The 21,625-nt window shown below is 67.3% G+C and carries 24 protein-coding genes; 20 read left to right on the forward strand and 4 right to left on the reverse strand.

The window, feature by feature from the left end:
• The first annotated feature begins 26 nt into the window (after positions 1 to 26).
• The 15 genes from ffh (at position 27) to TBIF_RS24150 (ending at position 14,731) form a co-directional block, all read left to right on the forward strand.
• Positions 27 to 1,592 carry a signal recognition particle protein gene (ffh, locus tag TBIF_RS20935; RefSeq protein WP_024796693.1) on the forward strand — a complete coding sequence of 522 codons (1,566 nt, stop codon included), beginning with the start codon at positions 27 to 29 and terminating at the stop codon, positions 1,590 to 1,592.
• A gap of 19 nt (positions 1,593 to 1,611) precedes the next feature.
• On the forward strand, positions 1,612 to 2,721 hold the full coding sequence (locus TBIF_RS20940) for an amidohydrolase family protein (protein WP_024796694.1): 1,110 nt from the start codon (positions 1,612 to 1,614) through the stop codon (positions 2,719 to 2,721).
• A gap of 160 nt (positions 2,722 to 2,881) precedes the next feature.
• Entirely contained in the window at positions 2,882 to 3,358 is a 477-nt protein-coding gene (gene rpsP, locus TBIF_RS20945) for a 30S ribosomal protein S16 (RefSeq protein WP_024796695.1), read from the forward strand.
• On the forward strand, positions 3,355 to 3,600 hold the full coding sequence (locus tag TBIF_RS20950) for an RNA-binding protein (RefSeq protein WP_024796696.1): 246 nt from the start codon (positions 3,355 to 3,357) through the stop codon (positions 3,598 to 3,600). The genes rpsP and TBIF_RS20950 overlap by 4 nt, the downstream gene beginning before the upstream one ends.
• A gap of 67 nt (positions 3,601 to 3,667) precedes the next feature.
• Positions 3,668 to 4,222: a ribosome maturation factor RimM gene (rimM, locus tag TBIF_RS20955; RefSeq protein ID WP_024796697.1), complete on the forward strand. Its 555-nt coding sequence runs from the start codon at positions 3,668 to 3,670 to the stop codon at positions 4,220 to 4,222.
• Between the two features lie 12 nt (positions 4,223 to 4,234).
• The gene (trmD, locus tag TBIF_RS20960) at positions 4,235 to 4,966 is read left to right on the forward strand and encodes a tRNA (guanosine(37)-N1)-methyltransferase TrmD (RefSeq protein WP_024796698.1); all 732 of its coding nucleotides are present in this window, start codon (positions 4,235 to 4,237) and stop codon (positions 4,964 to 4,966) included.
• A 77-nt stretch (positions 4,967 to 5,043) separates the two neighbouring features.
• Positions 5,044 to 7,434, forward strand: a complete 2,391-nt coding sequence (locus TBIF_RS20965; protein ID WP_024796699.1) for a Tex family protein — start codon at positions 5,044 to 5,046, stop codon at positions 7,432 to 7,434.
• Positions 7,435 to 7,586: 152 nt separating this feature from the next.
• Positions 7,587 to 7,928 (forward strand): 50S ribosomal protein L19, encoded by a 342-nt coding sequence (rplS, locus tag TBIF_RS20970; protein ID WP_024796700.1) that lies wholly within the window; start codon positions 7,587 to 7,589, stop codon positions 7,926 to 7,928.
• A gap of 231 nt (positions 7,929 to 8,159) precedes the next feature.
• A complete protein-coding gene (gene lepB, locus TBIF_RS20975) occupies positions 8,160 to 8,912 on the forward strand; it encodes a signal peptidase I (RefSeq protein WP_024796701.1) in 753 nt (250 codons plus the stop codon).
• Positions 8,913 to 8,921: 9 nt separating this feature from the next.
• A complete protein-coding gene (locus TBIF_RS20980; protein ID WP_084611825.1) occupies positions 8,922 to 9,626 on the forward strand; it encodes a ribonuclease HII in 705 nt (234 codons plus the stop codon).
• A gap of 76 nt (positions 9,627 to 9,702) precedes the next feature.
• On the forward strand, positions 9,703 to 10,026 hold the full coding sequence (locus TBIF_RS20985) for a DUF2469 domain-containing protein (RefSeq protein WP_024796703.1): 324 nt from the start codon (positions 9,703 to 9,705) through the stop codon (positions 10,024 to 10,026).
• A gap of 510 nt (positions 10,027 to 10,536) precedes the next feature.
• The gene (locus TBIF_RS20990) at positions 10,537 to 10,944 is read left to right on the forward strand and encodes a YraN family protein (RefSeq protein ID WP_024796704.1); all 408 of its coding nucleotides are present in this window, start codon (positions 10,537 to 10,539) and stop codon (positions 10,942 to 10,944) included.
• A complete protein-coding gene (locus TBIF_RS20995; RefSeq protein WP_024796705.1) occupies positions 10,944 to 12,452 on the forward strand; it encodes a YifB family Mg chelatase-like AAA ATPase in 1,509 nt (502 codons plus the stop codon). Before TBIF_RS20990 ends, TBIF_RS20995 begins: the two co-directional genes overlap by 1 nt.
• Positions 12,449 to 13,621 (forward strand): DNA-processing protein DprA, encoded by a 1,173-nt coding sequence (gene dprA / locus TBIF_RS21000; protein ID WP_051461692.1) that lies wholly within the window; start codon positions 12,449 to 12,451, stop codon positions 13,619 to 13,621. Before TBIF_RS20995 ends, dprA begins: the two co-directional genes overlap by 4 nt.
• A 441-nt stretch (positions 13,622 to 14,062) precedes the next feature.
• Entirely contained in the window at positions 14,063 to 14,731 is a 669-nt protein-coding gene (locus tag TBIF_RS24150) for a hypothetical protein (protein WP_148302354.1), read from the forward strand.
• Between the two features lie 594 nt (positions 14,732 to 15,325).
• Here the strand turns inward: TBIF_RS24150 and TBIF_RS24665 are convergent.
• Positions 15,326 to 15,712: an STAS domain-containing protein gene (locus TBIF_RS24665; protein WP_024796709.1), complete on the reverse strand. Its 387-nt coding sequence runs from the start codon at positions 15,710 to 15,712 to the stop codon at positions 15,326 to 15,328.
• A gap of 334 nt (positions 15,713 to 16,046) precedes the next feature.
• Between TBIF_RS24665 and TBIF_RS21020 the strand changes: the two genes are divergently transcribed.
• Together TBIF_RS21020 and TBIF_RS21025 are read left to right on the forward strand one after the other, a co-directional pair.
• On the forward strand, positions 16,047 to 16,478 hold the full coding sequence (locus tag TBIF_RS21020) for a hypothetical protein (protein WP_024796710.1): 432 nt from the start codon (positions 16,047 to 16,049) through the stop codon (positions 16,476 to 16,478).
• 2 nt (positions 16,479 to 16,480) lie between these two features.
• The gene (locus TBIF_RS21025; RefSeq protein WP_024796711.1) at positions 16,481 to 17,272 is read left to right on the forward strand and encodes a SigB/SigF/SigG family RNA polymerase sigma factor; all 792 of its coding nucleotides are present in this window, start codon (positions 16,481 to 16,483) and stop codon (positions 17,270 to 17,272) included.
• 92 nt (positions 17,273 to 17,364) lie between these two features.
• On the opposite strand, the gene TBIF_RS25810 is transcribed toward TBIF_RS21025, so the two are convergent.
• Positions 17,365 to 17,523, reverse strand: coding sequence for a hypothetical protein (locus TBIF_RS25810; protein WP_158506380.1), 159 nt, complete (start codon positions 17,521 to 17,523; stop codon positions 17,365 to 17,367).
• Positions 17,524 to 17,631: 108 nt separating this feature from the next.
• On the opposite strand from TBIF_RS25810, the gene TBIF_RS21035 reads away from it, so the two are divergent.
• Together TBIF_RS21035 and TBIF_RS21040 are read left to right on the forward strand one after the other, a co-directional pair.
• Positions 17,632 to 18,069 (forward strand): DUF5709 domain-containing protein, encoded by a 438-nt coding sequence (locus TBIF_RS21035; protein WP_024796712.1) that lies wholly within the window; start codon positions 17,632 to 17,634, stop codon positions 18,067 to 18,069.
• A gap of 186 nt (positions 18,070 to 18,255) precedes the next feature.
• On the forward strand, positions 18,256 to 18,756 hold the full coding sequence (locus TBIF_RS21040) for a flavin reductase family protein (RefSeq protein ID WP_024796713.1): 501 nt from the start codon (positions 18,256 to 18,258) through the stop codon (positions 18,754 to 18,756).
• 368 nt (positions 18,757 to 19,124) lie between these two features.
• On the opposite strand, the gene TBIF_RS25925 is transcribed toward TBIF_RS21040, so the two are convergent.
• On the reverse strand, positions 19,125 to 19,280 hold the full coding sequence (locus tag TBIF_RS25925) for a DUF6131 family protein (protein WP_162835019.1): 156 nt from the start codon (positions 19,278 to 19,280) through the stop codon (positions 19,125 to 19,127).
• Between the two features lie 339 nt (positions 19,281 to 19,619).
• Here TBIF_RS25925 and TBIF_RS24160 point away from each other — a divergent pair, with 339 nt between their 5' ends.
• Entirely contained in the window at positions 19,620 to 20,405 is a 786-nt protein-coding gene (locus TBIF_RS24160) for a formylglycine-generating enzyme family protein (RefSeq protein ID WP_038172205.1), read from the forward strand.
• Here TBIF_RS24160 and TBIF_RS21060 read toward each other — a convergent pair.
• Positions 20,395 to 21,561: a multidrug effflux MFS transporter gene (locus TBIF_RS21060; RefSeq protein WP_024796716.1), complete on the reverse strand. Its 1,167-nt coding sequence runs from the start codon at positions 21,559 to 21,561 to the stop codon at positions 20,395 to 20,397. The genes TBIF_RS24160 and TBIF_RS21060 overlap by 11 nt on opposite strands.
• Between the last annotated feature and the right edge of the window lie 64 nt (positions 21,562 to 21,625).

Below are 21,625 nucleotides of genomic sequence, written 5' to 3' on the forward strand. Positions count from 1 at the left end.
ACAGATACCGAACGGGAGCGCAATCGGTGTTCGAATCCCTCTCCGACAGGCTGGCCTCTTCCCTCAAAGACTTGCGAGGGAAGGGCCGGCTGTCACCTGCCGACATCGACGCGACGTGCCGTGAGATCCGGCTCGCGCTGCTCGAGGCGGACGTCGCGCTCCCCGTGGTGCGCGGGTTTGTCGCCAAGGTCAAGGACCGCGCCAAGGGCGCGGAGGTCTCCGGGGCGCTGAACCCGGCGCAGCAGGTCGTCAAGATCGTCAACGAGGAGCTCGTCGGCATCCTCGGCGGGGAGACCCGACGGCTGACGTTCGCCAAGAACCCGCCCACCGTGATCATGCTCGCGGGCCTGCAGGGCGCCGGTAAGACGACGCTCGCCGGCAAGCTCTCCCTCTGGCTCAAGGGCCAGGGACACACCCCGATGCTGGTGGCATGCGACCTGCAACGCCCCAACGCCGTCACGCAGCTCCAGGTCGTCGGCGGCCAGGCCGGCGTCCCCGTCTACGCGCCGCACCCCGGGGCCAGCGGCGAGGGCGACGCGGCGGGTGCAGGTGCCGGAGACCCGGTCGCCGTGGCGCGCGCGGGCGTGGCGGAGGCCCGGGCCAAGCAGCACGACATCGTGATCATCGACACCGCCGGCCGCCTTGGCGTCGACGAGGTCCTGATGCAGCAGGCCGCGGACATCCGCGACGCGACGCAGCCTGACGAGGTGCTGTTCGTCCTCGACTCGATGATCGGCCAAGACGCGGTCTCCACCGCCGAGGCGTTCCGCGCGGGCGTCGGCTTCACCGGCGTGGTCCTGACCAAGCTCGACGGCGACGCCCGCGGCGGCGCGGCGCTGAGCGTGCGTGAGATCACCGGCCAGCCGATCATGTTCGCGTCCACCGGCGAGAAGCTGGACGAGTTCGACGTCTTCCACCCCGACCGCATGGCCAGCCGCATCCTCGGCATGGGCGACCTGCTCAGCCTCATCGAGCAGGCCGAGACGCACTTCGACGCGTCCCAGGCGGAGGCCACCGCCGCCAAGCTCACCAGCGGCGAGCTCACCCTGGACGACTTCCTCGAGCAGATGATGGCCATCCGCAAGATGGGCCCCATCGCCAACCTCATCGGCATGCTCCCCGGCGCCGGCCAGATGAAGGAGCAGCTCGGCCAGATCGACGATAAGCAGCTCGACCGCGTGCAGGCCATCATCCGCGGCATGACGCCCGCCGAGCGCGAGAACCCCAAGATCATCAACGGCTCGCGCCGCGCGCGCATCGCCGGCGGCTCCGGCGTCACCGTCACTGAGGTCAACCAGCTGGTAGACCGCTTCTTCGACGCCCGCAAGATGATGTCCGCGATGGCGGGCCGCATGGGCATGCCCGGTGGCCGCAAGAACGTCAAGGGCAAGAAGGGCAAGAAGGGGAAGAAGGGCGGCCGCGGCCCCACGCCCCCGAAGATGAAGGGCGGCTTCCCCGGCGGGATGCCGGGCGGCTTCCCTGGCATGGGCGGCATGCCGGACCTGTCCAACATGCCCCCCGGGCTCGACCAGCTGCCCCCCGGTTTAGAGGGCATGGACCTGTCCAAGCTGAAGCTGCCCGGCCAGAAGTAGCGCTGTGGGAGATAGCGCTGTGGGAGATACAGGGGCTTGGCGGATTCGCGGCCGCGCCCTCCCCGGCGGCGAGCCGTGTGACTGGTTCGTGCGCGACGGGCTTCTCACCGCAGAGCCCGTCGCCGGCGCCGTGGACCTGCTGCCAGTAGATTCTCCGGCCGGGGACTCGTGGATCCTGCCGGGTCTGGTCGACGCGCACTGCCACGTCGGCGTCGGGCGCGGCAGCGTCGGCACCGATATCAACACAGCCACTGCGCAAGCGGTGGCCGAGCGCGACGCAGGCGTCCTGCTGCTGCGCGACGCGGGCGTGCCCGTCGACACCCGCGCGCTCGACCAGGTCCCGGGCCTGCCCCGGATCATTCGCGCCGGCCAGCATCTGGCGTTGCCCAAGCGGTACATGCCAGCGCTGGGGCTCCACCTGAACGATGAGTCCGAGCTGCCCGACGCGGTGGCCGCGCAAGCCCGTGCCGGCGACGGCTGGGTCAAGTTGGTGGGGGACTGGATCGACCGCGGCGTCGGCGACCTCGCCCCGCTGTGGAGCCCGAAGGTGCTCAAGGAGGCCATCGGCCGGGCGCACGATGAGGGCGCGCGCGTCACCGCGCACGTATTCGGCTTCGATGCGCTGCCGGGCCTGCTCGACGCGGGCATCGACTGCATCGAGCACGGTGCCGGGCTGGACGCCGAGCTGATCGCACAGATGAGATCCCAGGGCACAGCACTGGTGCCGACCATCATCAATATCGCCAGCTTCCCGGGAATTGCCGACGGCGCCGGCCGTTACCCCGTGTACGCCGCGCACATGCGGGCGCTGCACGCGCGCAACCCCGAGATGCTCGCGATGGCCATCGACGCCGGCCTAGACCTATACGCCGGCACCGACGCAGGCGGATTCATCGACCACGGCCGCGTCGTCGACGAGATCGAGGCCCTCTCAGCCGCGGGACTGGGCAACGAGCGGGCCCTCGCGGCCGGCTCCTGGGCCGCGCGCCGCTGGCTGACCGGGCAGGACGGCCTCGTAGAGGGCGCCCGCGCAGACCTCGTGGCCTATGCCTCGGACCCGCGGGTGGACCTGAACGTGCTGCGTTCGCCGTCGCACATCCTGCTCGGCGGGTCGCTCGTCGGCAGGTGAATCGACTGCCGTTTTCGCGCTGGGCCGTTGGTCTGGCAGAATGGCGGATTGTCGTCGCATCCGGTTCCGTACCGCGCGGCGGTCACAAGAACGAGGCAAAACCGGGCACCCGAATCGCGGGCGTCGCTGAATTGCACGTGACACCAAGGAGAACACAGCTGTGGCTGTCAAGATCAAGCTCACGCGTCTCGGCAAGATTCGCAACCCCCAGTACCGCATCACCGTCCAGGATGCCCGCACCCGCAGCAAGGGCCGCGCGATCGAGACGATCGGCCGCTACCACCCCAAGGAAGAGCCTTCCCTGATCGTGGTCGACTCCGAGCGTGCGCAGTACTGGCTGGGTGTTGGCGCGCAGCCGACCGACCCGGTCCTGGCGCTGCTGAAGATCACCGGTGACTGGCAGAAGTTCAAGGGCCTCGAGGGCGCCGAGGGCACCCTGAAGTTCAAGGCCGAGAAGACCTCGAAGCTGGAGCTGTTCAACGCCGCCCTCGCGCAGGCCGAGAACGAGCCCAAGGCCGAGGCCATCACGCCCAAGAAGAAGGCCGCCAAGAAGGAAGAGGCTGCCGCTGAGTCTGAGGTTAAGGCTGACGCTGCAGTCGCGGCGGAGTCGACCGAGGCAGAAGCCACCGACAAGTGAACAGCGACCTCGTAGCTGACGCCGTCGAGCAGTTGGTTCGCGGCATCGTCGCGAACCCCGATGACGTGCAGGTCGACCTGGTGGACAACCGCCGAGGCCGCACCATCGAGGTCCATGTGAACCCGGACGACCTCGGCAAGGTCATTGGCCGTAACGGTCGGACCGCGACTGCGCTGCGCACTGTCGTCTCCGGTATCGGTGGCCGCGGCATTCGCGTCGACGTGGTGGACACCGACCGCTAGAGATCGTCAGTCTGCCGCCGTTCGCCATCGTGGGGCCAGCCCGCTCGAGTACCAGGAGAATTCTGACATGGAACTTGTTGTGGGCCGCGTGGCCAAGTCCCACGGTGTGCGGGGCGAGCTCGCTGTCGACGTGCGTACCGACGCGCCGGAGATCCGGTTTGCCGAGGGCGCGATCTTGCAGGGCCGCAAGCCTCGCGAGAAGAAGCTGCATAGTTACACGGTGGAAGCCGTCCGGGAGCACTCCGGGCGGCTTCTGCTGCGTCTGGTCGGCGTTGACGGCCGCGAGGCAGCCGATGCCCTGCGCGGGACGCTGTTCGTCATCGACTCCGCCGACGTGGAGCCGTCCGAGGACCCGGACGAGTATTACGACCACGAGCTCGAGGGCCTCGACGTGCGCCTGCCCGACGGCACCATCTTCGGCAAGGTCCGCGAGGTGCTGCACACCCTCGGCGGCGAGCTCCTCGCCGTGCGCCCCGCCGGTGAGGGCCCCGAGATCTTGGTGCCGTTCGTCAACGCCATCGTCACCACCATCTCCACCGCCGACGGTGTCATCGACATCGACCCGCCCGTGGGGCTGCTGAACCTGGCCGACGCCGAGACCGACACCCCGCCCCAGGCGTAGTAGGAGTAGCTCGTGCGCCTCGACGTCCTCACCATTTTCCCCGAATACCTCGAGCCGCTGCGCACCGCGCTGCTCGGCCGCGCCATCGAGCGCGAGCTCATCGCCGTGGGCGTGCATGACCTGCGCGCCTGGACCCACGACGTGCACAAGGCCGTCGACGACTCCCCGTACGGCGGCGGCCCCGGCATGGTCATGAAGCCCGACGTGTGGGGCCCAGCCCTCGACGAGGTCTGCCCGGACGACGCGCTGCTGATCGTCCCGACCCCCGCCGGCCGTCCCTTCACCCAGGAGACCGCCCACCGCTGGGCCGCTGAGAAGCACCTCGTGTTCGCCTGCGGGCGCTATGAGGGGATCGACCAGCGGGTGTTCGACGACGCCGCCAAGCGCGTGCGCGTCGAGGAGGTCTCCATCGGCGACTACGTGCTGATCGGCGGCGAGGTCGCCGTGCTCGCCATGGTCGAGGCCGTTGTGCGGCTGATGCCCGGAGTGCTCGGCAACGCCCGCTCACACCAGGAGGACTCGTTCTCCGACGGGCTCCTCGAGGGCCCCAGCTACACCCGCCCCGCCAGCTGGCGGGGTCTCGACGTGCCGCCTGTGCTGCTCTCCGGAGACCACGCGAAGGTCGACCGGTGGCGGCGTGCGCAGTCCCTTGAGCGCACCCTGGCCCGCCGCCCCGAGCTGTTGGATTCGGTGGAGCTCACCGCCGCCGAGCGAGCTCTCGTCGAGCGTCCGGCGTCCTCCTAAAACATTCTGAAAGCAATTGAACCGCAACTGATCTCAGTGAAGGTGGCCTCATCGTGAGCAAGGACATGACCGGGCAGATGGCGGCGGGCGCACTCGCCTCTGTGAACGCCAGGATCGCCGCGGAACTACAGGTCCGCGAGTCGCAGGTGGCGGCCGCCGTCGACCTGCTCGACGGCGGCGCGACGGTCCCGTTTATCGCGCGCTACCGCAAGGAGGTCACCGGCGGGCTCGACGACGAGCAGCTACGCACCCTCGAGGAGCGGCTGCGGTACCTGCGCGAGCTCGACGAGCGTCGCGTCGCGATCCTCGAGTCCATCGACTCGCAGGGCAAGCTCACCGATGCGCTGCGCACCTCGCTGCTGGCGGCGGAGACCAAGTCCCGTCTCGAGGACATCTACCTGCCGTATAAGACGAAGCGGCGCACCAAGGCGCAGATCGCGCGTGAGGCCGGGCTGGCCCCCCTCGCAGAGCAGCTACTCGGGAATCCCGACACCGATCCGGTCGCGGCCGCGGCGGGCTATATTGACGCTGCTCGAGTTGACGGGGGCGAAGGCGTCGCCGACGCCGTAGCCGCCCTGGAGGGTGCCCGGTCGATCCTCGTCGAGACGTTCGCCGAGGACGCCGACCTGGTAGGGGACCTGCGCGAGACCATGTGGCGGCGTGGCCGGCTCGTCACGGCCGTGCGCGAGGGCAAGGAGGCCGAGGGCGCGAAGTTCTCCGACTACTTCGAGTTCTCCGAGCGCTTCGCCACCGTGCCCTCGCACCGGATCCTCGCGGTGTTCCGCGGCGAGAAGGAGGAGATCCTCCGGACGACGATCGACCCCGAGCCCGGCGAGGTGGACACCACCATCCCCTCGGACTATGAGAACGCCATCGCCGCCCGCTTCGGCGTCGCCGACCGAGGCCGGGCCGCCGACAAGTGGCTCAAGGACACCGTCCGCTGGGCCTGGCGCACCAAGCTGCTGCTGAGCCTGGGCATCGACATCCGCCTGCGCCTGCGCCAGTCCGCGGAGGACGACGCCGTCACCGTGTTCGCCCGCAACCTCAAGGACCTGCTCCTGGCCGCGCCCGCCGGCGAGCACGCCACGATGGGCCTGGATCCGGGTTTCCGCAGCGGTGTGAAGGTCGCCGTGGTCGACGCCACCGGCAAAGTCCTCGACACCGCCGTGATCTACCCGCACCCGCCGCAGCGCCAGCACGACCAGGCCCTCGCGACCCTCGGCGCGCTGGCCCAGCGCCACCAGGTCGGACTGATCGCCATCGGCAACGGCACCGCCTCGCGGGAGACCGACGCCCTGGCCGCCGACCTCCTCAAGGCCATCACGGCCGGGGGCGCCAAGGCGCCGGTGAAGGTCGTGGTCTCTGAGGCCGGCGCGTCCGTGTACTCCGCCTCCGCGTACGCCACTCGCGAGCTGCCGGACATGGACGTCTCACTTCGCGGCGCGGTCTCCATCGCCCGCCGGCTCCAGGACCCACTGGCCGAGCTGGTCAAGATCGACCCGAAGTCCATCGGTGTCGGCCAGTACCAGCACGACATCTCCGAGGCCAAGCTCGCCCGCAGCCTCGAGGCGGTCGTCGAGGACGCGGTGAACGCCGTCGGCGTGGACGTCAATCGGGCGTCGGTGCCGCTGTTGCAGCGCGTGTCCGGGATCGCGACCACGCTCGCCGAGAACATCGTCGCGCACCGTGAGGCCAACGGCCCGTTCCGCACGCGGCGCAAGCTCCTTGACGTCGCCCGCCTGGGGCCGAAGGCCTACGAGCAGTGCGCCGGCTTCCTGCGCGTGAGCGGCGGTAGCGATCCACTGGACGCGTCCGCGGTGCACCCCGAGGCCTATCCCGTGGTGCGGCGCATCCTCGCGGACACTGGGGGAGACCTCGCCAAGCTCGTCGGCAACACCAATATCCTGCACGGGCTGCGCCCTGAGGCCTATGCGGACGAGCGCTTCGGCATTCCGACCATCACCGACATCCTGCGTGAGCTCGAGAAGCCCGGCCGCGACCCCCGCCCGGAGTTCGAGACCGCCACCTTCGCCGTCGGCGTCGAGAAGGTCTCCCACCTGCGCCCCGGCATGGTCCTCGAGGGTGTGGTGACGAACGTCGCGGCGTTCGGCGCGTTCGTCGACGTCGGCGTGCACCAGGACGGCCTCGTCCACGTCTCGGCGATGTCGAACACCTTCGTCTCCGATCCGCATGACGTCGTCAGCTCCGGCCAGGTCGTCCGCGTCAAGGTGATGGAGGTGGACCTCGAGCGCGGGCGGATCGGGCTGAGCTTGCGCCTGGACGACGAGCCCGGCAAGCCCGCGCCGAAGCAGTCCGGCGGCCGGCCTGGTGGCGGTCGCCCCGCTGGCGGCAGACCGTCGGGTGGCAAGCCATCAGGTGGCAAGCCGGCGGCCGCGAAGCAGGCGGGCAACCGCCCGGCGGCCGGCGGCTCCATGGCAGACGCGCTGCGCAAGGCCGGTTTCAACTGATTTCCGCCGAGTTCGCGGTAAGCTTCCTGATCTGGCACAATGGCCGGGTTGCCTGAAGCTAGGCGCACTACACATACGGAGCATGAACCGGTCGAGCCCTTGTGGGTCGCCAGGGTCCTCTGCTCACGCAACATCCCAAGGATGGATAGACAATGCAGACCCTGGATTTCCTGGACAAGAAGTCGATTCGCGACGATATCCCCGCCTTCCGCGCGGGTGACACCGTCAACGTGCACGTGAAGGTCATCGAGGGCTCCAAGGAGCGCGTGCAGATCTTCAAGGGCGTCGTTATCCGTCGCCACGGCGGCGGCATTGGCGAGACCTTCACGGTCCGCAAGGTCTCCTTCGGCGTCGGCGTGGAGCGCACCTTCCCGGTGAACAGCCCCAACATCGAGAAGCTTGAGGTCCTCAGCCGCGGCAAGGTGCGTCGCGCCAAGCTGTACTACCTGCGCGATCTGCACGGTAAGGCTGCCAAGATCAAGGAAAAGCGCTGAGCGCATCCCGGACTATCCGGCAAAGTCGACTAGCCTGAGCAAGTGACAGACTCAACGACACAGCCGACCGGACCCGAGCCCGAAGATGGGCGAGACGGCCATCCGCAGCACAGTCGTGCTGCGGATGGCTCGTATCCGGGTGCCGAACCGGCTCACGAGGACCCGACAGCACGTCCGGCCGAGGGCACCCATTCGTCCCACGACGCCGCTACTGAACCGGCTCCAGATCGGATGACGCGCGCGCAGCGCCGTCGGGCCGAGGCTGGGGACGACGAGCCGTCGGGGAAGAAGAAGAAAAAGGGCGGCCTCCTCAAGGAGATCGGCATCCTCGTCGTCGTGGCGCTGGTGCTGAGCGTGGTGCTGCAGACCTTCATCGCCCGCGTGTACTTGATCCCCTCGCAGTCGATGGAGCCCACGCTGCACGGTTGCGCAGGCTGCACCGGCGATCGCATCGTGGTGGACAAGCTGACCTATCGGTTCTCCGATCCTGAGCCCGGCGACGTGGTCGTCTTCCGCGGTCCGGATTCCTGGGATAAGGAGTTCACCTCCAACCGCTCGTCGAACACGATCGTCCGCGGTTTCCAAGAGGTCGGCTCCTTCGTGGGCCTGGTGGCGCCGGATGAGAACGACCTCGTCAAGCGCATCATCGCCAAGGGCGGGCAGACCGTGCAGTGCCTGCCGGGCGACGCCGGCGTCACCGTCGACGGCAAGGTGCTCGACGAGCCCTATCTGATGACTCCGCCGAGCCCGCTGCCCGGCGCGAACACCGCGTGCCAGGGCCGCAACTTCGGGCCGATCACCGTGCCCGAGGGCAACGTGTGGGTCATGGGTGACAACCGCACCGACTCCGCGGACTCGCGCTATCACATCGGCGATGAACTGCAGGGCACCGTGCCCGAGGCCAACATCATCGGCAAGGCCCGATGGATTGTGCTGCCGTTCAGCCGAATCGGCTCGATCTCCTCGTTCAACCCGCAGAACTAAGCGCTTCTCATGGCAGGTAGTTGGCCGCCTCGCGCGGTGATCCGAGGCTCCACGGGGTTGCGGGCCATGGAGGGCGCGCTGTACCGACGCGGCCTCGGCCCTGTCGCCGGGGTGGACGAGGCCGGACGGGGCGCCTGTGCGGGACCGCTTGTCGTCGCCGCCTGTGTGTTGGGCGAGCGCCCGCATAAGGCACTGGCCGGTCTCGACGACTCCAAGCGGCTCACCGTCGGGGCCCGCGAGCGGCTCTACCCTCTGATCCTCCGTCATGCCTTGGCCCACGCGGTGATCTCGATCCCCGCCGACGAGGTGGACAAGCTAGGTGTGCATGTCGCCAACATCGAGGGCATGCGCCGGGCCGTCGCCGCACTGCCGACCTCGCCGGGTTACGTGCTCACCGACGGCTTCCGTGTGGAGGGTCTCGCGACGGCGTCGCTCTCGGTGATCGGGGGCGACGCGAACTCCGCCTGCATCGCCGCCGCGAGCGTGCTCGCGAAGGTCTCTCGCGACGCCGTGATGGCGGAGATGGACGCTTTGGTCCCCGGCTACGGATTTGCCGGGCACAAGGGGTATTCGACGGCGGTGCACACGGCCGCGCTCCGAGAACTTGGGCCCAGTCTGGAGCATCGGTTCTCCTACTCGAACGTGGCGGCGGCCGCGGAATCGGTGGGCATGCCGCTGCCAATTGGACGGGGCCGGCCGGCACGTGTGTCCTGACCGGGGATGCAGGGCAAGGCCGCGCATCGTGCGCGGCTAAGCTGATGGGCATGACTATGGGAGGAGTTCGGAACAGATGAGTGCCGAGGATCTCGAGAAGTATGAAACCGAGATGGAGCTCTCGCTGTACCGGGAGTACAGGGACATCGTCGGGCAGTTCACCTATGTGGTGGAGACCGAGCGGCGTTTCTATCTGGCGAACTCGGTGGAGTTGCTGCCACGCAATGCGGATGGCGAGGTGTACTTCGAACTTCGGATGGCGGACGCCTGGGTGTGGGACATGTACCGCCCGGCGCGCTTTGTGAAGAATGTTCGGGTGCTGACGTTCAAGGACGTCAATATCGAGGAGTTGGAGAAGTCCGAGCTGGGCGTTCCCGAGAACGGGCCGTTCGGCCGCTAGCTGTAGTGCCGAGACGCGCCACCGAGAAATTCGGTGGCGCGTTTTGTCATCTTGCGAGGGTGATAGTGGTGTTCGCGGCCCTACGCTAGGCGGGCAGACATGGCCCTTTGGCCTGAATATCCGGGCGCGTCGTGCCCTGGACGCCCGTACGAGGTGAGCGTCCGCACCCGGGCCGGAACCCGAATTGGATCTCTGCAGGTCCGGGCGACGGATGCTCGTTGGCGAGCGGGCAGATCGGGGAGTTTCGGCGAGCTGCGCACGGCGTGTCCTCCCGTTCGTGCCGCGCTGCCTGTCCCCATCCACAGCGCTGTGTGGGGCGGGGGGCTAGCACGACGCTCTGACACAACAGAGAGAAAATTCCTCGGAAGCCGCATGTTATCCACATTCACGGCCCCCTCCACAGGCACCGGAATTATGGCGGTATTCCGGTGATCTCCGGCCATCCGCTCCACCACGATGGGCCCCAGCAGATCGGTCCGCTGTGGGCCGCCGGGGCGAGGGGGAGACGAGATGGCTGGCGCGAGCGGGTCTACGGGGCAAGAGAGGGCACGGGCGGAGGCGCAGTCCGACGCTGTGGCGTTGGGTGTGCGGGGCGAGCGATTGGCGGCTGCCTACCTCGAAGGGCAGGGGTGGACGGTGCTGGATCGCAACTGGCGCTGTCGGAACGGCGAGCTGGACCTGGTGGCGATGGACGGGGACGAGATCGTCTTTGTGGAGGTCAAGACCCGCAGGGGCACGGGATTTGGGATGCCGGGGGAGGCAGTCACCAATCAGAAGGCTCAGCGGATCCGCCGGCTGGCCAGCCTGTGGCTGACCGCGCGCAGAGAGGTCTGGTCCTACGTGCGCTTCGACGTGATCGGCATCGTCGTGCCGATCACCGGAGACGCCAGCCTCGAGCACTATGAGGGAGCGTTCTGATGGCGCTCGGACACGCGTTCTCTGTTGCCCTCACGGGGTTGAACGGCGAGATAGTCGAGGTGGAGGCGGATCTAGGCAACGGCCTGCCAGGCGTGCACCTGGTGGGGCTGCCGGACACGGCGCTGCAGGAGTCGCGGGACCGGGTGCGCGCGGCGATCTCGAACTGCGGCGAGACCTGGCCCAACCGCAAAGTGACGCTTGCGCTTTCTCCCGCGACATTGCCCAAGGTCGGCTCGGTCTACGACATCGCGCTGGCATCGGCGGTGCTTGACTCCGCGGGCGTGGTTCCGAGCCTGCCCCTGCGCGAGACGGTGCTCATCGGCGAGCTTGCCCTCGACGGGCGGGTGCGAGCAGTGCGCGGGGTGCTGCCCGCGGTGCTCGCCGCGAAGCGGGCGGGCTGGCGACGCGTGGTGGTGCCCGCCTCGATACTGCCGGAGGTCAGCTCCGTCGACGGCATCGAGATACTGGGGGCCTGGCATCTGCGCGACCTGCTCGGCTGGTTGCGCGGCGACGTGGCACTGCTGACCCCGCGGCCGCCACCAGCGCGGGCGAGGACCTTCGGGCCGGACCTGGCGGACGTGGTCGGCCAGGCTGAGGCGCGGCAGGCCCTCGAGATCGCGGCTGCGGGGGCGCACAATCTCATGCTCACCGGCAGCCCCGGCGTGGGGAAGACCCTTCTCGCCTCGCGACTGTCGGGGATTTTGCCGCCGCTGACGACGGCCGAGTCCCTGGAGGTCAGCGCCATCCACTCGTTGGCGGGTCTGCTCACACCGGACCATCCGCTGGTGTGCGAGCCTCCGTTTATCGCCCCGCACCACACGACATCGGCTAGCTCGATGGTCGGCGGCGGGGCTGGGTTCGCCAAGCCGGGGGCGGTGAGCATCGCGCATCGCGGGGTGCTGTTCCTCGACGAATGTGCCGAGTTGCCAGTCCGGGTTCTGGAGGCGCTGCGGACACCGCTGGAGGAGGGCGAGGTTCGCTTGGCCAGGGGGAAGGGCGTGGCGATCTATCCGGCGCGTTTCCAGCTGATCCTGGCCGCCAATCCGTGCCCCTGCGCACCCGCTCGCGATATCGACTGCGTCTGCTCGCCCTCTGTGCGGAGGCGCTATCTTGGCAGGATCTCCGGCCCGTTGCTCGATCGGGTGGACCTGCGGATCACGATGCGTCCGCCGACGTCGGGTGCCTTGACGGCGGACAGCCCGGAGTCCAGCGCGGTGGTCCGGGAACGGGTCGCGATGGCACGGCTCGTCGCGGCCGATCGCTGGGCGGAATGGGGCTGGCGGACCAACGGCGAGATCCCCGGGCCCATGCTGCGGCGCAGATTCGCGCTGGGGCCCAAGGCCCGCCAGCCGGTGGAGGCCGCGCTGCGGCGTGGCCAGATTACGGCGCGCGGCGTGGATCGCTCGCTGCGGGTCGCCTGGACGATCGCGGATTTGGATGGGCGCACGGCGCCGAGTGCGGACGACACCGCCGCCGCGTTGTTCCTGCGGGATCGGGGCGCGGCATGAGCGCGGCAGTGCGTCAGCCTGAGCCGGCCGATGAGGGGTCCCCCGAAGAGCGGCAACTGGCTTGGGCCTACCTGTCCAGAGTCGTGGAGGGCGCGTCTAAACCGCTGGTGGCACTGATCAACGAGGTCGGGCCTGTCATCGCGGCGAGGGTGGTGCGGGAGAACCGGCTCGAGGTTCTCGACAGCAAGACCGTGGCCCGGCGCGAGATCGACCTGGTGGAACAGGACCTCGAGGCGATTGCCCGGATGGGCGGGCGCCTCGTGACGCCCGACAGTCCGGAGTGGCCGGCCTGGAGGTTCAACGCGTTCGCCCTCCTCGACGACGACAACACGATTCACCAGCGGTCGGACTACGCGCCGCCCGTGGCGCTGTGGGTGCGCGGCGAGATGGCGCTCTCGGAACTGGACGATCGGGGCGTCGCGATCGTCGGCACGCGGGCCGCCAGCGGGTACGGCGAGCATGTCACGGCGGAGATCGCCGGCGACCTCGCGGTGGAGGGATACACGGTGGTCTCCGGCGCGGCCTATGGAATCGACGGCAGTGCTCATCGTGCGGCACTTGGCCAGGGCGGCAAGACCGTGGCGGTGCTGGCCTGCGGACTCGACCGGGTGTACCCCGCGGGGCACGGCAAGTTGCTACAGGCGATCGCCCGGCAGGGCGCGGTGATCAGCGAGTACCCGCCGGGCACGGTGCCCGCGAAGTTCCGGTTCCTCGCGCGAAACCGCCTCGTCGCGGCGTTGACCGACGCGACGCTTGTCGTCGAGGCTGGCTGGCGGAGCGGGGCGCGGAACACCGCGAACTGGGCGGCGGCGCTGGGGCGGCAGGTTCTCGCTGTCCCCGGCCCGGTGACGGCGGCCACCTCCGCGGGCTGCCATCGGATGATCAAAGAGGGGGTTGCCACGCTTGTGACGAATGCCGGGGACGTGATGGAGGCCGCTGGGCCGATCGGGACGCTCGCGCTCGAGCCCACGGTCCCGGCGCGGCCGACGGACAAGCTGAGCCCGGCACAGTTGCAGGTCTATGACGGGTTCCCCAGTTCCGGGGCGATCGGGGTGGCTGAGCTGTCGCAGGAGTCGGGCCTGCGGATGCCGATTGTGATGGGCGCGCTGTCGGTGCTGGAGTTGGAGGGGCTGGTGTCGACGGATGGCACGGGATGGTTCAGGAAGTGAGCGGCCGTACGCAAGGACGCCGCTACGCCAGCGACAGCCAGGTCAGCGCGCAGAGACGTGGCGGCGGTACCGACTGTCTTGAGCGAGGATTATCGCCACCGCAATAGCAATAGCAATAGCAAATGGCATAGGGCGCGACGTCCGGGGAGATGAGGAAGCTCTATGGTGCGAGTGATTCTTCTTTTGCGGCATTTGTGATGGTTCGCGATTTGGCTGAACTAGATCTTGCTGCCCCGAGACGGTCGCGCCAGGCTCACCCCTCATGTCGCGCAGTAACAGTGTGGTGCTGGTGCTGGCCAGCCGGGTGAACCAAAGCCGCCTCCATGCGGAGCCGGCGTCGCCCTGGCGTTTGACAAGCCCCGACTCTCACTGAGGTCGGTGTTTCCCAGCACGTCCTACCGGGTATCCACGAGTGTCCATATGTGGTGAAGGGAGTCGCTCATGAACGTCAGCGAGCAGGGCAGAGAGCCAATCAGAGATGGACACCGTCCTGTGATGCGTCGCCGCAGAGGAGCACTGTGCGGGGTAATCGTCATGCTGCTCGGATTGTGGGGTGCCTTGATCCCGTTTGTCGGGCCATACTTCAACTTTTCCTTCACACCGGATCCGGACACCGCCTGGGTGTGGACCTCTGCGCGGGGCTGGCTCGAGGTCTTACCCGGCGCCGCGGCGTTCATTGGAGGTTTGCTGCTGGTGACGAGTGGTAACCGGCTGTCGAGCCAGGTCGGCGCGGTGCTGGGCGCATTGTCAGGAGCGTGGTTCATCGTCGGCAGAACTTTAGCTCCCGTGGTGGGAATCGACGGAATGGGCACACCGGGGGCCAGCGGGCCGAACATGAGCGCTCTCCAGGACCTCGCGTTCTTCGGTGGACTCGGCGCCATCATCTTGTTCTTCTCCGCACTGATGATCGGCAGGCTCTCCACCTTTGGGGCCCGCGACGACGAGACACTGGCCAACGGCGTGGACATGGGTGCGCGTCGTGGGCGGTTCTATCGGCACGACGTCGACTCAAGCGATCCTTACCGGCATGAACGAAGCGGAGATGAGCACGAGATCCAGACTCAGCAGGAGGGGCGGGGCCCGAACTCAAATGTTTCCCATGACCATTAGCTGATCGAGAGGGCGACAAGGCGCTTGGCCCGCGGTCGCCGGCCGCATGCCGAATATCCGCGGCGAAAAACAGCGGGAACCGAGAAGCAATGGGTATCGTTAAAATAGAGGAGATAAACATGTGGGATATGCGGTGCGACGAGTGTGGCCGCGCATATCATTCGCCCGTTGATGACATGCGAGAGTCCGAGGACTCTGCCCGCCGAAACGGATGGGTAGTCGGCCCGATAGTGCAGTGCCCCACCTGCGCCGCCGCCGACACGACTGACGACGACTCGGAGAGCTCCGAGGATCCCGAGCACGTTGCCGAGTAAAAATCGGGAATAGAGTCAGAATGTGATCTGCCACGGTGAGAGATGCCAAGTGGCCGTCAAAACGCAGGGGAGAGCCTATGCCGACGACCTGACGTTTGTGCCGAGCCCGCTGCTCGCAATTGGTGGGATGACCGCATTTGTGAAAGTCGTATACCGTGTGTCGAGCAGGTGGGCCCTAGAAGGTGTGGGACGCGAGCGGATGGGCGCTGTTCGTCATGATGATCAGTCATGGGTTGCGACTACCCCTTGACACGCGAAATATCCTCCGTGGCGCACATGGTTATTTGGCTGATACGTGCGCTATCGCACTGTGAACAGATCCGCACACCGGCAATCCGCCGAGCGCCCCGAGTAGCTGCAAGGGCCGCAGGACCGCGCGGCTGCCGACAACTGCCCAGCTGACGCCTGGTTTCGACACAATCTGGCCAAAGTTGATGAGCTCGCGGAGCGCGACCGCGCCGAAGAAATCTATTCCGGTCAGATCGAGGACTATGCACGGTTGTGGTTGCGCGAGCAAGTGCTTGAGCGCAAGGGAGAATGCGGGCACGGTCAGCACATCGACGGCGCCTGAGAGGGAGGCGATGGCCACCCCGTCTCGGTTGATGATCTCTACCGCGACATCGGTGGCGCCGCGGGGCAGAGCACAGTGTGCGCGGATGTCGGACACGCCTGCAGGTTCCAAAACCCGCTCATGCTGCATGTAATCTGGCTTTGAGAGGCGAGTCATGATTCTCCGATCCGCGCCTACCGCGTTTCAGATGGCGCATCGAGTGGCTGCGGAGGCACGTCGGCCGCAAACACCACGCGTATCCGCAGGATGCGTCATAAATGTGTTCTCAACCATGCCTGGTCAACGCTACGTTTGCCATGTGATAACTGCAAGGGGTCATGCCCGCTTCCCATCAATCGCGATGAGCGGATTGGTGCCATGATCCCAGTTTGCGGGGCGCAGTGTTGGGTATCCTTTACCGACAAGCCCAACTTGAAAACCTGGAGTGTTGATGCCTACTGCCAGCCACACGGAAGAGTTGAACTCCGTCTTGGGGAAGGCCGCGGAACTGAGGGTCATGGCGGAGTTCGATCAGCTTCCGGTGATCCGTGCCGTGGCCGAGACGTTGGCGGTGTTGGTGGACTTCAATTTGGATGAGGTTGCCGATATCAAGCTGGCCATCGACGAGATTGGCTCGGAGCTGATCGCCGGCGCGGTGGAGAGCTCAGACCTCCGATGCCTTTTCCTCATCACGGACACGGAGCTTCGCATCACCGTCTCCGCCCAGGTCATGGACGGCTATGTACTTCGACGCGAGGGGTTTGGTTGGCATGTATTGGTGGCTGTCGCCGACGCCATCTCGGTGCGCGAGCCGACGGAGAGCGCGCCAGGCGTAAACCGGCGACTTGCCGTGGAGTTGATCAAACGCCGAATTGGCGGTTAGTGGTGCCAGAGCGCGGCCGGACCCACCGGCGTGCGAGCTCGTCTGACGACTACTCCGATGTGGCGGCATCGCTGCAGGCCCTCACAGAGATTTCCCCGGACAGCCCTGAATTCGCGAGGTTGCGCGAGCAAGTGATCACCCGATGTCTGCCGCTCGCCGAGCACATTGCCATGCGATTCAGAGGCCGCGGCGAGCCGCACGAGGACCTTCTGCAGGTCGCTCGGATCGGACTAGTGAATGCGATCGACCGGTTTGACATCACACGTGGGGGAGACTTTGTGTCGTACGCGGTCCCCACGATCATGGGTGAGGTGCGGCGTTACTTCCGGGACTCGGGGTGGGCGATGCGCGTGCCCCGCCGGATGAAGGAATTACACCTGATGATCGCGCGCTCCACTGAGGTGCTGTCGCAGCGGTTGGGACGCGCGCCGACCGCACGTGAGCTTTCGGTCGAACTGGGGATCAGCGTGCAAGAAGTCTCCGAGGGCTTACTGGTGAAGGGCGCGTACCACACCGACTCGATGGACGCGGCGGTCTTCGGGGAGGATGGCGGCCTGCGTTTGTCCGAGGTGCTCGGGGCCGAGGATCCCGAGCTGCAGAACGTCGACGGCTATGTCGCGTTGCAGCCTCTGTTGGCGCAGCTCCCTGATCGCGAACGCCGGATACTGTTGTTGCGCTTCTTCGGGTCGATGACTCAAACGCAGATCGCCGAGAGAGTGGGAATGTCGCAGATGCATGTGTCGCGAATCCTGGCACGGACCCTGGAGCAGTTGCGCGAGGCGCTCAGGCAATGACTGATCCGCATGGAGTGGTGCGACTCCTAGGTCCCGCTCGTGCCTGAATGATTGGCGGCGCGCGGATGCGCGGCCTAGTCCTAGCTGTGCGGTCAGGCGTTCCGGCAATGGCGGGGGACCCGACCAGCGGCGATCAGGACGCTGGGGCCGCGACTCCAACTGGCCTGTCCATCGGGGTGGATCTCGACATCTAGCGGGAGGCTGTTGACGACGACCACGAACTCGCTCTCTGCGAGCGGCATTGTGGACATAAGTGCGGACTACCCTGGGGCAGTCCGACCGTAGAGAAACCGCTTACCCGGGGCCGCAATGTATGTGGACGGTGGCACGGGCCCGGCGTCGGTGGCATCGTTGGAAGCATGGACATGCCAGAGAACGCGCAAGAGGGACCCGGCGGCGAGTACGCCATCGACGACGAGGACCAGCTGCAGCCACAAGACAGCTTGGTCGACCGCGGCGTGGATGACATCCTGGACGAGGGCTTCTCCCCGTTGGAGAGACCGGTCGGGGTCGACACGTTCGGGATGACCGAGGCGGAGCAGAGGGAAGGTGAAAGTCTCGGGCGCAAACTCTCCACGGAGGTACCCGAGGTGCCACTGGCCTCCGACGACGATGTCGACCCGCGGTTTCGTCCAGTCGATGGCGAGGTGGGAGACAAGCGGGCGGGCCGGCTCCTCGCGGAGGACGAGGGCGTCGGCGAGGACACGGAGTCCGAATTGGTGGCGGAGGACGTCGGCATCGACGGCGCGGCGGCATCAGCTGAGGAGGCCGCGGTCCATGTGATCGACGAGCCATAGCCGGGTCAGTCATCGCTATTCGCCTGTGCGAGGGCGGGTGGTGTGGGAAATTGGGGCTGTGGATGCCGACGACCGCGGTTCTGTTTTGGCCGACGCCCGAGAGTCCGCGCGCTCGCGGCCTGTGTCGGCGCTACGCGCGGCGGCGGAAGATGGGATGTCAGAGAGCCGGCAGGTGGTGAGGCACAGATGGTAGCCAGCGGCAGCGGGGACGCGTTCGAACGCGCGGCCGCAGAGCTCGATTATCCGATGCTTATCGCCACCACGAGCGCCGACGGCGAGCTGTCTGGCTGCTTGGTCGGCTTCGCCACTCAGGTGAGCCTGCTGCCGGCGCGCTTCCTGGTCTGTCTATCCGATAAGAACCACACATTTCGAGTCGCCGGTCGCGCCAGCCATCTGGCTGTGCACTACGTCGCAGCCGACCAGGTGGAATTGGCGCGTTTGTTCGGCGAGCAGACGGGTGACACGGTCGACAAATTCGCGCGCTGCGAATGGTCCATGGCCGCAGACAATCTGCCGGTGCTGGCAGGGGCTGAGTTTTGGTTCGCGGGTCCCATCGTGAACGTGGTGCGCTTCGGCGACCACACGGGTTTCGTGATCGAGCCTGACCGTGGCGACGCAGCCGAGCGATCAACCGAACTGCTGTCCTCGCTTTTGGTCCGGGACTTCGAGCCCGGGCACAAAGGGTGACAGTCGGCCATTCTGGCGCGGTGTGCCGCCGAGGTCTACACGGTCAGGGGGCAAGGACGCGGGGCGCACGGACGGGCTCCTTCTCCGCCCCGATAACGACAATTCCGTCTGATCTATCCTTGCTCGTGATGAAACCGCTCCTCACCAGATAGTCCATGCGACTACGGAGAACCGGGCAAAAATGGATCTTCTGACCGGCGATGACTGCGGGCGAAAGACCTGCCGCGCGCAGCCGCGATAATGCTTGGTCCACATCGGAGAGCGCCGAATGCACCAGGAGCATCCGGCCTCCAGAACTGAGGAGCGTGGGCAGGACGGCGCAGATGGGATCTACCACTGCCTAGTGTGCGGCGGCGACTGCGGTGTGATCAGTAGTAGTGTCGACGACCACCTACAGCGCGGCCCATCGAGCCCAGGAGCAGCAGGATCAGGCCGATCACCAGCAGAATGATGCCGATGGTCCACACGAACGGGACATTGAAGATGAAGCCCAGGATCAGCAAGATGATTCCCAAAGTGATCATGGCGATCTCCATTCGTCGATGGGCCTGCTTACACGAGGGGATACCCCGTGTGGCTGCCCGCGAAACGCCCCACGTTGCCCTTCCGGCGGCGGCCTCGGCTACCGGCGGCGACGCTCGGGTATGCGCGGAAGCGACGTATCCATCGACTCCGGCGTGTAACGCTGCGAAACCCCACGTGATCCGGCCATTAGACGACTTTGACGGTGACCTGGCTCCGTCATCGGATCGCGCGAAGCCTGGCGTTCAATGCGCCCAAAAGTTGCGCAGCGCGGCTCTTGCGCCTGTCCGATCATCATGTCTGCGGCGGCGTGATCGCCGCCAGCCGCTACGGTTGGCCACATGAATTCGGCTACCCCGCACCTGGTCGCGATACCCGCGGGGACGGTTGTACTGCGAGACGCCCGGACCGGGACTTCCCGGGACGCCACGCTGAGGCCCTTCAACATTGGTCGCACCACGGTCACCCGCGCGCAATTCGCGGCGGCAGCCGGGCCGGAGGCCTGTCCGCAGATCCCAGCACACGCGGTGACGTGGTTCGAGGCCGTGCGGTGGTGCAACGAGGCCTCCGCCCTGGCGGGCCTGGCACCGGCCTATGAGATCCGTGGCCGGGAGGTGCGGTGGGACGTGGCGGCTGAGGGGTTCCGGCTGCCGACGGAAGCCGAGTGGGAATGGGCCTGCCGGGCGGGGACCTCTGGTCCGGCGTACGGACCGTTGGCAAACATCGCGTGGACAGCTGCAGACCAGGTCGACGGCCCGCAGGAGGTGGGCGGCAAGGTGCCAAACGACTTCGGGGTGTTCGACATGATCGGCAACATCTGGGAATGGTGCTGGGACTATGCCGACACCGCCCGCTATGCCGACTATCGCAGCATCCGGGGCGGGGGATGGGCTGATCCGGAGTGGAGCTGCCGGGCCTCAGTGCGACGCGGCAGCGCACCGGACGCAGTGCTCGAAGACGTCGGGTTTCGGGTGGCGCGTGGTGCGGTAGGCGAAGTTGGCTCGCAGACCGCTCAGGGGTGGTCGGCGGCGGCGGATCTGAGCAGGGCCGAGTTCCATGGGCCCCGCCCGCCCGGCTGGACTCCGCTTCGTGGCGATAGGACTCCGCCGGCCACGCTCAACTCTTGAGCGGATCGCGCGTCAGCGTGTGCATCAGGATGTTCGCGCCCGCCGCCACCACCAGGATGGTGAGCGCCATCGGCACGATGCTCGTCGAGCCGCCGAGTCCGGCGATAGGTGAGACCACCGCGCCGACGGTGAACTGCAGCGCGCCGAGCACGGCGGACCCGCTGCCGGCGAGGTGCCGGACGTGGCCGAGCGCCAGCGCGGTCGCATTGCCGAAGATGAACCCGATGGAGGTGGCAAGCGCGAACATCAACGCCAGGATCGGCCATGCGGCGTCGACCCCGGCGAGGGCGACGACGGTCATGGCGACGGCGACCGTCAACATCGCGGCCAGCCCCACGGTGAGCAGCTGCCGGGGGCGGAAGCGGCCGATCAATCGGGAGTTCACGGCGTTCCCGCCGGTGAGCCCCATCGCGTTGATCGCGAAGAACACCGAGAACCAGCCAGGGGAGAAGCCGAGCATGTCCTGAATAACGAACGGGGAGGCGGAGATATAGGCGAACAGCGCGCCGAAGGACAGTGCGAAGGAGGTGGTGTACCCGAGGTATTGGCGGTGCCGCAGGACGGTGGCGAGGTTGCTCCGGAAGCCGGCGAGCGTGGTGGCGTGCCGGTGCTCGGGCTGCAAGGTCTCGGGGATGAACCGCCACACGCCGACGAGCATGACCAGTGCCAGGGCCGAGAGCACCACGAAGATGCCGCGCCAGCCGATGGGACCGAGCAGCACGCCGCCGATGAGGGGCGCGATGACCGGGGCGAGGCCGCCGATGATCATCATGAGGCTGAACAGCTTCGCGGCGTGATCGCCCTTTGCCCGGTCGGAGATGACCGCGCGGGCCACGACCACTCCGGCGCCGCCGCTGAAACCCTGCAGGAATCGTGCGGCGATCAGCACCGTGATGGAGGGCGAGAGGGCGCAGGCGAGGCCGGCGATCGCCAACACCGCGGTACCGATCAGCAGGATGCGCCGTCGGCCCAGACCATCCGACAGCGGCCCGATCGCCAGCTGCCCCACCGCGAGCCCGATCATGAAGGACGTCAACGTCAACTGGGCCATCGACGCGCTGGTGCCCAGGTCCGCCCCGATCTGCGGGAGGCCGGGCAGGTACATGTCGATGGCCAGCGGGGCGGTGGCCGAGAGCAGGGCCAGGGTGCAGAGCATCGAGATGGGAATGGGGCGACGAGCGGGGGAGGCGGGCACGAGAGCAATTGTGACGTACACGGCG

The organism is Tomitella biformata AHU 1821, assembly GCF_000524475.1.
In the GTDB taxonomy this organism is placed as follows: domain Bacteria; phylum Actinomycetota; class Actinomycetes; order Mycobacteriales; family Mycobacteriaceae; genus Tomitella; species Tomitella biformata.

Excerpts from the sequence above, each read along its gene's own strand:
- TBIF_RS20990 (WP_024796704.1), top strand. The coding sequence starts at position 10,537 with ATGGCTGGCGCGAGCGGGTCTACGGGGCAAGAGAGGGCACGGGCGGAG.
- TBIF_RS21060 (WP_024796716.1), bottom strand. The coding sequence starts at position 21,561 with ATGCTCTGCACCCTGGCCCTGCTCTCGGCCACCGCCCCGCTGGCCATC.
- TBIF_RS20980 (WP_084611825.1), top strand. The coding sequence starts at position 8,922 with ATGGCAGGTAGTTGGCCGCCTCGCGCGGTGATCCGAGGCTCCACGGGG.
- TBIF_RS24150 (WP_148302354.1), top strand. The coding sequence starts at position 14,063 with ATGAACGTCAGCGAGCAGGGCAGAGAGCCAATCAGAGATGGACACCGT.
- TBIF_RS25925 (WP_162835019.1), bottom strand. The coding sequence starts at position 19,280 with ATGATCACTTTGGGAATCATCTTGCTGATCCTGGGCTTCATCTTCAAT.
- dprA (WP_051461692.1), top strand. The coding sequence starts at position 12,449 with ATGAGCGCGGCAGTGCGTCAGCCTGAGCCGGCCGATGAGGGGTCCCCC.
- TBIF_RS21020 (WP_024796710.1), top strand. The coding sequence starts at position 16,047 with ATGCCTACTGCCAGCCACACGGAAGAGTTGAACTCCGTCTTGGGGAAG.
- lepB (WP_024796701.1), top strand. The coding sequence starts at position 8,160 with ATGACGCGCGCGCAGCGCCGTCGGGCCGAGGCTGGGGACGACGAGCCG.
- TBIF_RS21035 (WP_024796712.1), top strand. The coding sequence starts at position 17,632 with ATGGACATGCCAGAGAACGCGCAAGAGGGACCCGGCGGCGAGTACGCC.
- TBIF_RS24160 (WP_038172205.1), top strand. The coding sequence starts at position 19,620 with ATGAATTCGGCTACCCCGCACCTGGTCGCGATACCCGCGGGGACGGTT.
- TBIF_RS21040 (WP_024796713.1), top strand. The coding sequence starts at position 18,256 with ATGGTAGCCAGCGGCAGCGGGGACGCGTTCGAACGCGCGGCCGCAGAG.
- TBIF_RS20985 (WP_024796703.1), top strand. The coding sequence starts at position 9,703 with ATGAGTGCCGAGGATCTCGAGAAGTATGAAACCGAGATGGAGCTCTCG.
- TBIF_RS25810 (WP_158506380.1), bottom strand. The coding sequence starts at position 17,523 with ATGTCCACAATGCCGCTCGCAGAGAGCGAGTTCGTGGTCGTCGTCAAC.
- rplS (WP_024796700.1), top strand. The coding sequence starts at position 7,587 with ATGCAGACCCTGGATTTCCTGGACAAGAAGTCGATTCGCGACGATATC.
- TBIF_RS20965 (WP_024796699.1), top strand. The coding sequence starts at position 5,044 with ATGGCGGCGGGCGCACTCGCCTCTGTGAACGCCAGGATCGCCGCGGAA.
- rimM (WP_024796697.1), top strand. The coding sequence starts at position 3,668 with ATGGAACTTGTTGTGGGCCGCGTGGCCAAGTCCCACGGTGTGCGGGGC.
- TBIF_RS20995 (WP_024796705.1), top strand. The coding sequence starts at position 10,944 with ATGGCGCTCGGACACGCGTTCTCTGTTGCCCTCACGGGGTTGAACGGC.